This is a genomic window from Arthrobacter sp. H14, from assembly GCF_000520495.1.
Classification (GTDB): domain Bacteria; phylum Actinomycetota; class Actinomycetes; order Actinomycetales; family Micrococcaceae; genus Arthrobacter_C.
In genome coordinates this window covers 20053-31490 of sequence record NZ_KI914670.1, presented here as the reverse complement: position 1 = coordinate 31490, position 11438 = coordinate 20053, and the positions used below count along the sequence as shown (strand labels likewise).

9 protein-coding genes and 1 pseudogene are annotated in these 11438 nt (G+C 63.4%); 4 read left to right on the top strand and 6 right to left on the bottom strand.

All coding sequences use genetic code 11. The annotated features are described in order from the left end of the window. Positions 1-185, bottom strand: a pseudogene (locus Y707_RS32920) (IS1380 family transposase); the annotation flags it as partial. Between the two features lie 123 nt (positions 186-308). Beyond that, positions 309-3149, bottom strand: a complete 2841-nt coding sequence (locus tag Y707_RS0115835) for an FAD-binding and (Fe-S)-binding domain-containing protein (RefSeq protein WP_026535812.1) — start codon at positions 3147-3149, stop codon at positions 309-311. Positions 3150-3313: 164 nt separating this feature from the next. Between Y707_RS0115835 and Y707_RS0115830 the strand changes: the two genes are divergently transcribed. Continuing rightward, a complete protein-coding gene (locus Y707_RS0115830) occupies positions 3314-3634 on the top strand; it encodes a putative quinol monooxygenase (RefSeq protein ID WP_026535811.1) in 321 nt (106 codons plus the stop codon). A 128-nt stretch (positions 3635-3762) separates the two neighbouring features. After that, entirely contained in the window at positions 3763-4563 is an 801-nt protein-coding gene (locus Y707_RS0115825; RefSeq protein WP_026535810.1) for an IclR family transcriptional regulator, read from the top strand. A 115-nt stretch (positions 4564-4678) separates the two neighbouring features. On the opposite strand, the gene Y707_RS0115820 is transcribed toward Y707_RS0115825, so the two are convergent. From Y707_RS0115820 to Y707_RS0115805, 4 genes are all read right to left on the bottom strand, one after another. Next, entirely contained in the window at positions 4679-6262 is a 1584-nt protein-coding gene (locus tag Y707_RS0115820; protein WP_026535809.1) for a GMC family oxidoreductase, read from the bottom strand. After that, positions 6259-6861 carry a gluconate 2-dehydrogenase subunit 3 family protein gene (locus tag Y707_RS0115815; RefSeq protein ID WP_026535808.1) on the bottom strand — a complete coding sequence of 201 codons (603 nt, stop codon included), beginning with the start codon at positions 6859-6861 and terminating at the stop codon, positions 6259-6261. The genes Y707_RS0115820 and Y707_RS0115815 overlap by 4 nt, the downstream gene beginning before the upstream one ends. A gap of 23 nt (positions 6862-6884) precedes the next feature. After that, positions 6885-7916 carry an NAD(P)-dependent alcohol dehydrogenase gene (locus tag Y707_RS0115810; RefSeq protein WP_026535807.1) on the bottom strand — a complete coding sequence of 344 codons (1032 nt, stop codon included), beginning with the start codon at positions 7914-7916 and terminating at the stop codon, positions 6885-6887. A 137-nt stretch (positions 7917-8053) separates the two neighbouring features. Continuing rightward, positions 8054-9223, bottom strand: a complete 1170-nt coding sequence (locus tag Y707_RS0115805) for an RtcB family protein (RefSeq protein WP_026535806.1) — start codon at positions 9221-9223, stop codon at positions 8054-8056. A 143-nt stretch (positions 9224-9366) separates the two neighbouring features. Here Y707_RS0115805 and Y707_RS0115800 point away from each other — a divergent pair, with 143 nt between their 5' ends. Both Y707_RS0115800 and murQ read left to right on the top strand, forming a co-directional pair. Beyond that, the gene (locus tag Y707_RS0115800) at positions 9367-10404 is read left to right on the top strand and encodes a D-isomer specific 2-hydroxyacid dehydrogenase family protein (protein ID WP_081744932.1); all 1038 of its coding nucleotides are present in this window, start codon (positions 9367-9369) and stop codon (positions 10402-10404) included. A gap of 146 nt (positions 10405-10550) precedes the next feature. Next, positions 10551-11438: N-acetylmuramic acid 6-phosphate etherase (murQ, locus tag Y707_RS0115795; RefSeq protein WP_026535804.1), on the top strand; the 888-nt coding region annotated here is incomplete at its 3' end.

Below are 11438 nucleotides of genomic sequence, written 5' to 3'. Positions count from 1 at the left end.
AGCGATGCGACCTTTAGTCCGGCATTCGCGCCTTTGTCTGTCGGCACGGACAGCCACTCGGCGGCCAGATCCTGCAGGCCGGCGTCCTGAGCCAGGCCCATCGCCGGAACCAGCCCCGCGGTCGACACAAGGTTCTCGTCATCGAAGGAAACTGACATCGAGCCGGGACTATGGAAAAGTTGCATCTACGGGATGCCCTCTCTTGAGGTGGAAAATTTGTCTGTGGTAAGTCATATTTTCCCTCAAAAGACGGGCATCTCCCGTTTAAAACGCCGACGTCACCCCAAACCCGATCGGTGGATCAAGGCTTAGAGCCTGGTTCGTTCCTCCAACAACTCCAGCACGTGCTGGTAGTTTTCGCCGGTGGCCCGGGTCATGCCGAGTTCACAGGTTCGGTTACAGGAGGCATGGGCGGAGGCATCCAGGGCGGTGATTTCCGCGGCTTGCCGATCTGTTGCCGATGCGGTGAGTTCGGGGTGGAGCATGCCGCGGTCGCCGGCGAAGGCGCAGCATCCCCAGTTCTCCGGCACTTCCACGCGCTCGGCGACGGCGCCCGCCACTGAAGCGAGGGCGTCGTTCAAGCCCAACCGGGTGGAGGAACAGGTGGGATGAAGGGCCAGCGTGTCCAGTTTCGGCAGGGCCCCAAACCCGGGTAGATCCGGCAGCTTCGGCAGAATGTGCTCCGCGGCGAACTGGACCGCATCGACGACGGTGAGAGGGCGCTGCCCCGGCCCCGGTTGATCATCCTTGATGATGGCATCCAGCAGTCCCTCCGTGCATGAGCTCGCATCGCAGATGATCGGAAGGTCGCCGCCGCGGGTAGCTGTCCGCAGAGCGGCGACGGTCTTTTCCTGCATGGTTTTTTGGCCCTCGGTCAAGCTCTTGGAGGACCATGGCGTGCCACAGCAGAGTCCATTAATACCTTCCGGCACCACAAGTTTGATGCCGGCCCGTTCGCAAAGTTGCTCGAAGCTGTATTGCACTCCACGATTACCTTCTCCTGCCGGTCCGAACATCGTTCCCACGCAGGCGGGGAAGTAGACGGCATCGGCCGGAGGATGGCTGATTCCGCCCGCCGGTGAGGCACGCCTGCGCGAGGTCCCGCCGGTAGGTAGTTCGGGGGAGTACAACGGAATGTTGTCCGCACCGAGCACGCCCCGTGCCAACTTGTTCGGCGCAATAACGACGGCGGCAGGCAGCTTGGCGACGACGTCGAGCGCCACAGCGGCGCCGCGGGTGACGGTGCTCCAGTTCTTCGCGGCGGCGTTCCCGATCGCGTTCTTGACCCGGCCGTTCGCTTCGCCGCGCAGACGCTTCACCAGATCGCCGGTGTTGATGTCGACCGGGCAGGCCGTCTGGCACATCCCATCCGCGGCGCAGGTCTGGACCGACTCGTAGTCGTAGTCCTTCTGCAGCTCGGCAACCAGGGCCGTATCGCCGTCGAGCCGTGCCTGTTCAATGGCACGTAGCGTGACGATCCGCTGCCGGGGCGTGAGTGTGATGTCCTTGCTGGGGCAGACCGGTTCGCAGTACCCGCAGGAGACGCAGCGGTCCACCTCCTCGGCAACGGCCGGAGCGGTTTTGATGTGGCGCAGATGTGCCTGCGGGTCGTCGTCGAGGATCACGCCGGGGTTGAGCATTCCGGCCGGATCGAAGAGCCGCTTCACCTCGCGCATGATGTCGTAGAGTTCGTCGCCGTACTGCCGGCGCACGTACGGCGCCATCACCCGTCCGGTGCCGTGCTCGGCCTTCAACGAACCGCCCTCGCCCAGGACCAAATCCACCATGTCCTCGGTGAAGGCACTGTAGCGGTCCAGCTCGTCGGCGGTGGCGAAGCGGTCGGTCAGCATGAAGTGGATGTTGCCGTCCTTGGCATGGCCGAAAATCACGCTGTTCCGATACCCGTACTTTTCGAACAGCCGGGTCAGCTCCTTGCAGGTGCGGCCCAGCGCCGGAACCGGAACCACGATGTCCTCCAGCAGCGCCGTTGTTCCATGCGGGCGGGCGCCGGAAACTGATGCGTACAGACCCTTGCGCAGATGCCACAGCGCGGCGCGGACCGCCGGATCGGTCCCGAATTCGGCCGGCACGCTGAGCTCCAGTGCGGCCGCGGTCTGCAACCCGGTTTCCTGCAATCCGGCCAGCGTTTCGGGGCTGTCCGCGGAGTATTCGACCAGCAGCGCCGCATGGTCCTTCACTTCCAACTCATTGACGACGGCGGGTGCGCCGGCAAGCGTCTGGCCCACCTTCAGCGACACGGCATCCATCAGTTCCAGCGTCGCGGCACCGGTCTCCACCAGAGCCGGAAGGGCGGCCGTGGCGACGTCGAGGTTGTCGAAAACCAACAGTCCGGTGGCCGTGTGCGGAAGTTTCGGAACCGTGCGGAAAACCGCTTCGGCCACGAATCCCAGCGTCCCTTCGCTGCCGATCATCAGATGCGCCAGCATGTCCACGGCACGTTCAAAGTCCAGGAGCGCGTTGAGGCCATAACCCATGGTGTTTTTCCGCGAGAACAGCCGCCGCACGGTTTCCACCGAGGCCGGGTTGGACCGCAGCCGGTTCGAGAGTTCCAGCAAGCCCTCATGCAGGGCCGGTTCCAGCTCGCGCAGCCTGGCATCCGCGTCCGGAGCGCCGGTGTCGAGGACCGTTCCGGACGGCAGCACCACCGTCATCGAATCGATCGTCTGGTAGGCGTTGTCAACCGTGCCGCAATGCATTCCGGACGAGTTGTTCGCCACCACGCCGCCGACCGTACAGGCCGTCTCGCTCGCCGGATCAGGTCCAAACTTCCGCCCGTACCGCGCGAGCCTGGCATTGAGGATCCGCACCGTGACGCCAGGCTGCACCCTCACCAGGGCGCCGTCGTCGAGCACGTCAATTTTCTTGAAGTGTTTCCGCACGTCCACCAGCACACCGTCGGTCACGGCCTGCCCGCTCAGGCTGGTCCCAGCCGCACGCAACGTCAGCGGAATACCCTGCGCGGCGGCCGCTTGCAGCAACCGTCCCACCTCGTCCGCGTCGAAAGGAATGGCCACCGCCTGCGGAATCAGCAGGAAATGCGAGGCGTCGTGGGCAAGGGAATGCAGGTCGATGGCACGCGTCTTGATCCGGTCCGGATCGGCCACTGCGGCGCGGAGCGCACTGAACATGGTTCTTCCTCACGTCTGGGACACTCCCAGCTTAGACTCGCTCCGCCCTTGTCCGGTGCCTCCAGTTCTCACCAAGCGAGAACGGCCCTTTGACCTGCGGGGCGGGCAGCGAAAGACTGCTGTCACCAACACTTCTTAGTCCCAGTACTGAAAGGCAGGAACCGATGATCTTTATCGTGGTGAAATTCAACGTCAAGCCCGATTGGTCCGACCGCTGGATCGACCTGACCCGCTCCTTCACCGAGACGACCCGCAAGGAGCCCGGAAACCTCTTCTTCGACTGGTCGCGCAGCGTGGACAATCCCAACGAATTCGTCCTCGTCGAGGCGTTCCAGGAGGATGCCGCCGGGGACCATGTCAACAGCGAGCACTTCGCCCAGGCCATGAAGGACATGCCTCAGGCTCTGGTGGAAACACCGCAGATCATCAGCGAGAAGATCGACGCCGAAGGCTGGGGCCGGATGGGCGAACTCACCGTCGAGTAGACCTGACGGAGGCGCGGGGCCGCACGGCGGGCGGGACCCCTGGTTGCTCGAGTCCACGACAGAGTGTCCTGTGGACAATGGCGGCCGCCGGTTTTGGAATGTCTTTGCCGAGGCGCCAATATTGAGTCATGGGACGCAATGATGCCTTAAAAGGTATGGCTTCGGTGCAGAAGGCTTTTGCCCTGCTCGACGTCGTGGCGTCCGACCGTAGGGGCCTGTCCGCCAAGGAGGTTTCCGCCGCTCTGGATATGCCGCTTCCCTCGGTGTACAGACTGCTGAAGGCCCTCGTGGCTTCCGAACACGTGGTGCATCTCAAGGGTGAAAGCCGCTATGGGCTCGGCTACAAACTCCACGCGCTGGACGAGTCGCTGCGCCGCCAGGTCGGAACGCCGCCGGCCGTGGCCCGGCTGATCCTGGAGCTGCATTCACGCGGGGATGCGGCCGCGTACTACGCCCTCCACCGCGGGGACCACATTGTGGTGGCGCACGTGGTGGATTCGCCGGCCCGACGGCGGATCACGCCGATGGGGTTCGGCTTCAACGACGCTGCCCATGCCACAGCCTTCGGGAAGATCCTGCTGGCGGGCATGGATGCCGAGCAGCGACGTACCTACCTTGCCCGGCATGGCCTGCCCGCCATGACCGACCGCACCATCAGAACCGAGACCGGGCTGGAAGCGGAACTGGAACGGGTCCGCGAAGGGGGCATCGCCGTCGAGCGCGAAGAATTCATCACCGGCGCATCCTGTCTCGGTGCGCCGGTGACCAACGCTGCCGGCCAGATCGTCGGTTCCGTCGCCGTCTCCATGGACGCGGGGGAGTTCGACGCGCGTTCGGCCAAGGTCGCAGTTCTGCTGCGCGATACGGCGGACAAGGTCAGCCGGGCGCTGCGGGCGACGTCGGTGCTTCCCCAGCGGCGCGGCAGTTAAATGACGCGAACAGCAGCATAAACGCCGTTAGGTGGATGGCCCCACCCACAGACAACCGAGCGGTGCAAGCCTGACCATTAGCGTCAGACTCCCACCGCCACCGACGTACCTCTAGTTAGAGGGCCGACGTCGACATTTGCTCTGCGATGTACTCCGCCTGCCGGATCGCCAGGGCCACGATGGTCAGCGTCGGATTCGCCGCGGCGCCGGTGGTGAACTGCGACCCGTCCGAGACGAACAGGTTCCTCACGTCATGCGTCTGTCCATAGGCGTTAACCACGCCGTCTTCAGGGCGTTCGCTCATCCGCGCGGTGCCCATATTGTGGGTGGAAGGATACGGCGGCGTGTGGTGTGAGGACAGCGCACCGACCGCTTCGTACAGCAGCGATCCCTGTTGGTAGGCGTGCTCGCGCATGGCTGAATCGTTCGGGTGGTCATCGAAATGGACATTGGGAACCGGCAATCCTAAACGGTCCTGCGCGTTGGTGTTGAGCGAGACGCGGTTGGACTCCTGCGGCATGTCCTCGCCCACGATCCACAGACCCGCCGTGTTCTCGTAATCGTCGAGCAGGGAGGCGAACTCGGGACCCCAGGCACCCGGGTCGACAAAGCTTGCCAGGAACGCCGGGCCCAGGGCGATCGTCTCCAGGTAGTAGCCGCCGGCGAACCCGCGGTCGACGTCGTGTCGTGACTCGTCCGCCACCAGACCGGCCATCGTCTCGCCCCGGTACATGTGCACCGGCTTGTCGAACTTTGCGTAGACCGAACCGGTGGTGTGCCGCATATAGTTGCGTCCCAGCTGCCCGGAGGAGTTGGCCAGACCGTCGGGAAAGAGCGGCGATCCCGAAAGCAGCATGAGCCGGGGCGTTTCGATGGCGTTACCCGCCACCGCGACGATCCTCGCCTTCTGCCGTTGCAGGTCTCCGTCGGCGTCGACGTAGAGCACACTGTCCACCAGACCTTCAGCGGTGTGAGTAATCTGTACCGCCTGGCTGTTGGGACGCAGGTCCAGTTTTCCAGTGGCCAGCGCCTTCGGAATTTCAGAGACGAGCGTGGACCATTTGGCCTTGCTCTTGTCGCCTTGGAAGTTGAAGCCGTCTTGGATCGAGGCGGGCCGGCCATCGTACGGTTCAGCGTTCGTCCCGTACGGGCCGGTGGCGTAGTGCCGGTAACCGATGCGTTCGGCGCCGGCGGCCAACACCTTGTAGTTGTTGTTTGCGGGCAACGCCGGCCTGCCGTGACGGTGCGTGCTGCCGATCTTCTTTTCGGCCTTGTCGTAGTACGGCGCAAGATCGTCCAGGGTTATGGGCCAGTCCAGCAGGTTCGCGCCGTCGATCCGACCGTACGTTGAGCGGGTCTTGAACTCGTGGGCCTTGAAGCGTGGCGTGGCTCCTGACCAGTGGGTGGTGCTGCCCCCGACGGCTTTGACAATCCACGCCGGAAGGTTGGGGAAGTCCCGGGCGACGCGCCAGCTGCCGGAGGTGGTCCGCGGATCCAGCCAGGCCATCTGGTTGAACGATTCCCACTCATTATTGACGTAGTCCTCGCTGGTGAGGTGTCCGCCTGCTTCGAGGACGACGACCTTGAGCCCCTTCTCGGTCAGCTCGTGGGCGAGGGTTCCGCCACCGGCACCGGAACCGATGATCACGGCGACCGAGTCGTCGTCGTAGTCGAATCGGGCTGATTGTTCCTCGGTCATAGCGTCTTTGCTCCTTCGACTTTGTCGGTTCCTTTGAACAGGTCATCGACCGGTTCCTCTTCGGTTTCCTCCGATGTGGGCTGGACCCGGGCAGGGGCGGTTTGCGCAATTTCGTAGGGCAGCGGGCCGACCTCGGGCAGGTCCTCGCCGCACTCGTCGATCCGCGGATCGGGCAGCCAGTTCAGGTCGTTGAAGCCCCGATCGATGTAGCCACCCTTGGAGAATGACTCGCCCTCATAACCGAACATCTTCCAGACCTCCGGATCGTCATAGAAGTTCAATACCGTCGTCCGGCGGATGAAGCCGAAAAACTCCAGATCCGTGATCCGCTTCAGCACGGCGAGGGCGCGTTCATCGGACAGGTCGAGGAAATGCTCCTCGGTCATGGAATCGATAGTCGAGAGCCCTTGCGTCAGCGCCACCCGGAACCAGGTGGATTCCTGCGCCTCGGTAACGATTTTTTCCGCCATGCGTTCGTACGGCCCGTCCGGTATCTGCGGATGCGGGAACGCCACCCGGATGATCCGGGTCAGTGTCCGCCTGGCTTCGTCTGTGAGCTCCAGCGCGTTGAGTGCGGAAAATTTTGCGGGAAACGCCATCGTTATCACCCTTAGGTTTTCAGTTACTTGTTGAGGTTTGGGACCAGGATGCCGCGGCCGACCAGCTGCCCCTTGTCGAGGTCGTGCATCGCACGGACGGCATCTTCGAGGTCGTAGGTTTGCGTGTGCAGGGTGACTTGCCCCTGCGCGGTCAGTGTCATCAGCTCCACCAGATCCAGATACGTGCCGACCAGATTCCCGACGACGTTGATCTCACGGGAGATGATTTCGATCGTGTCGACGTTGACCGCTCCGCCGTAGCCGATGCTGAAGTAGCTTCCCCGGTTCCGCAGTGCGGTGATGCCCGTCGACTCCGTTCCGTTCTCGCCCACGAAATCGAACACCACGTGCGCGCCGCCGTCGGTGATCTCCAGCAGCTTGCCGGCACCATCAGTCGAGTTGACCGTATTGTGTGCGCCTAGCGACGACGCGAGTTCGAGGGCTTCGGCGGACTTGTCGACGACGGTGATTTCCGCGGCGGTGAGCGCCTTGAGGGACTGAACGCCGATATGCCCCAAGCCACCGCTGCCGATGACGATGGCATGCGTGCCGGGCGGCAACAATGGGATGGCCTTCCGGACGGCGTGATACGCGGTCAGACCGGCATCGGCGAGGGCCGCAATATCCACCGGCTTCAGACTGGGATCCAGCTTGACCACCGACCGGGCGTTCGTCTTCATCAATTCGGCCATGCCGCCGTCGACATTGAGGCCCGGGAAGGTGGAGTTCTCGCAGTGCGAGTCCTGGCCGGCCCGGCAGGGGAGGCACAGTCCGCAGGTCACCAGCGGATGCATAATGACCGTGTCTCCTGGCGCGACATTGCTGACCGCGCTGCCGACCTCCTTCACCCAGCCGGCATTCTCATGGCCGAGGATGTAGGGGAGGGAGGGATTTTGAATCGGATCCCACTGCCCCTCGATTACGTGCAGATCGGTGCGGCACAGTCCGGCCGCTCCGATCTCGACAATCACATCCCACGGGCCATCGATCCGAGGTTCGGGAACCTCATCGATCCGAGGATCTTCGTGGTAATTGTGTACCCGGACGGCTTTCATGGTCCTCCTCAGTAAAGTGCTCGTTCTAATGAGTGTGTCTGCTGTCACAGCTAAAGCCAAGGGCTGTTCTCGTCCCGTGAGAATGGCATCGGCCGCCGTGTGCCGGGTATGCACTTCGTGCGCCGAAGCGCGTTTGTCTAGTCGCCTTTGCAGTTTACGAACTGGCGCAGGGTATGCGTGATTTCGACTAGGTCCTTGGCGTCCATCATCACCTGGTCAATGTCCTTGTACGCCGCCGGAATCTCGTCGATGAAGGCAATGGTGTCGCGGTATTCGATACCTTTCATGGCTTCGCGGAGCTGGTCCTGCGTGAAATGCTTCCGCGCTGAGTTCCGGCTGTGCTGCCGCCCGGCGCCATGCGGTGAGCTGTACAGGCTGGCTTCGTTGCCGGAGCCTTCGACGACGTAGCTCGCCGTGCCCATCGAACCGGGAATGACGCCCTTCATGCCCCGCCGCGCCTCGATGGCGCCCTTCCGGCTGACCCACACATCCTTGCCGGCGTGGTGCTCCTGCTGGGTGAAGTTGTGATGGCAATTGATGCGCTCGCGTTCCACCACCGGTTTGCCGATCCACTTCTCGAACTGCTCCACCACCCGGTCCATCATCTCCTCCCGGTTCAGGAGTGCGAAGTGCTGCGCCCACCTCAACTCACGGATGTACTTATCGAACTCAGGTGTTCTCTCGGGCAGGTAGGCCAGGTCCCGGTCCGGCAGGTAGGTCCCCTCCTCGTGGCACTGCTCCTGCGCTGTCTTGATGTGCCGCTGCGCGATCTTGTTCCCCACCCCACGGGAGCCGGAATGCAGGAACAGCCACACGTCGTCGTTCTCATCAAACGACGCCTCGATGAAGTGATTCCCGGAGCCGAGCGTGCCCAATTGGAGCGTCCAATTCGCGGCGTAGTTGTCGGGCGTGAAGTGCGCGTCGTCGGCCAGATCCTTCAGCTCCTGGACCCGCGCCCGAGCCGAATCCGTAAGCTTTTTGTTGTTCTTACCCGACGACATCGGCACCACCGCTTCGATGCACTGACGCAGCTTCCGGCGCTTCAGCCCCTCAATATCTTTCGCGTTGAACTGTGATTGCACTGCAATCATTCCGCAGCCGATGTCCACTCCGACGGCGGCCGGCATGACGGCTTTGAGGGTCGGAATCACCGAGCCAACCGTGGCGCCCATGCCCAGATGCGCATCGGGCATCAGCGCCAGATACGGATGAATAAACGGCATACTCGAGGCCAGAACGGCCTGATCACGGGTCTTCTCGTCAAGAACGGACGCCCAGTTCAGGAGCTTATTGTTGATCTGCTCCATGCTGCTCCTTCCGGGAGTTCGATCGCGCGGAGATCCTGTGGATGGAGCGGATGCTACACCCCTTCCAGCCGCCGTGAGTAGTGTTGGATGCCGGGGAACGGGATAACTTCCATCACCATCGGACCTAACGTGGAGCATCACTTATGACCAGTACGACGACGGCGCGGGCACCTCGGATCGCGATTCTTCCGGAGCCTGGCGGTAACCCTGAGAAGCGGGAGCAGGCGGAACACTCCGAGCAGGACGGGTACCCTGAACAGGCTGGACATGCTGAGCAGGTGGGCAACCCCGCGCCGGCGGGCTACCTAAAGCAGGCTGTCCTCGACGGCGGTGGCTCCGTCGATCCCTTATCGTCCGACACCACCGGCCTCGTCATCGGCGGCAAAATCGAGATGGATGAACTGTCCCGGCTGCTAACGGAGCATCCGGGCATCGGTTGGATTCAGCTGCCGTCGGCCGGAATCGAACGGTACGCCGACGTGATGAACGAGCATGCCGACCGGACCTGGAGCAGTGCCAAGGGCGCTTACGCCCGCCCCGTCGCCGAGCACATTCTGGCGCTGACCCTCGCGGCGCTTCGGCGGCTCCCGGAGCTGGCCCGGACGAAAACGTGGGGACCGGAGGTCGGTGCGCCGCTGTACGGATCGCGGATCGTGATCATCGGGGCGGGCGGCATAGCGCTCGAGGCGATCCGTCTCTTTCGGGTATTCGGCACCTCCATCACCGTCGTGCGCCGCAAGGATGAGCCCGTCCCGGCCGCCGACCGCACAGTCACCACGGACCAACTGCAGGAGGTACTGCCGGAAGCCGACGTCGTCGTCATCGCCGCTGCACTCACAGAGGGGACCACAAGCCTGATCGGTGAGAAGGAATTGTTGCTGCTGAAGCCATCGAGCATTCTGGTCAACATTGCCCGCGGGAAGCTGGTGGACACCGACGCCCTGATGGACGCTCTGAAGCAGGAACGCCTCGCCGGTGCCGCGCTGGACGTCACCGATCCGGAACCGCTCCCGGACGGGCATCCGCTCTGGGACGAACCGCGTTGCCTGATCACGCCGCATACCGCCGATACGGAGGAGATGGTTCGCCCTCTGATCTCCGCCCGCGTGCGGGAAAACGTCCGCCGCTGGGCCGCTGGCGAGGAGCTGGAAGGACTCGTCGACGTCGCGGCCGGCTACTGATGAAAAAACGCTTCATGCCGTCATCCACGCATGAATATCGTTGACACGCCGGTCTGCGGTGTGCTTATCTCTTGGCATAAACAGTCTCTGTGTTTTCCTGCCGGCTCGTCTTGCCGGTATGGCTTCGGGTCGACGAACGGGTGGCAATGAACAGTCTCAGCAGCGAGCTCGGCGGATTGGCCACGGAACGTTCCCGGCCCGACCTTGCAGATCTCGACACCCTTTCGACCCGTGACCTGGTGGCCCGCATCGCCGCGGAGGACGCACTTGTTCCCGCGGCCGTCGCTGCCGTAGGCGACGCAATCACCGCTGCCGTGGATGCGATCGTGGCAAAGCTGGAACGCGGCGGCCGGTTGATCTACGTAGGGGCAGGCACGCCGGGCCGGCTGGCCTTCGTGGATGCGGCGGAATGTGTGCCGACCTTCGGCACTGACCCGGGTCTCGTCGTCGTACTGATTGCTGGTGGGCCGGGGTCCATGCAGACGGCGGGGGAGGGTTACGAGGACGACGGCGGTGCGGCGGCAGCGGACCTGGCGGCAATGAAAGTCGGCGCAAACGATGCCGTGGTCGGTATCTCCGCCTCCGGCCGGACACCATACGTGATGGGTGCGCTCGAAGCCGCCCGGGCCGCCGGCGCCGTCACCATCGGGATCTCCAATAACCGGGGCGCGGCCATGAGCCGGCTCTGTGACGTTCCGATTGAGGTTGAGACCGGACCGGAGGTCATCGCCGGATCGACTCGGATGAAGGCCGGTACGGCGCAGAAGCTGGTCCTCAATACCTTGTCTACGGCGTCGATGGTCAAGCTCGGCAAGACCTACGGCAATCTGATGGTCGATGTGAAGGCCAACAACGAAAAGCTCCGGATCCGCGCCCGCCGCATCGTCGTCGAAGCAACCGGTGCGGATGAGGAAACGGCAGCGGCAGTACTGGATGCGGCCGACTGGCATGCCAAAACCGCAATCGTCGCGCTATTGAGCGACATCGGCGTTCCGGAAGCCCGCCGCAGGCTTGCTCTTTGCGGCGGACACGTT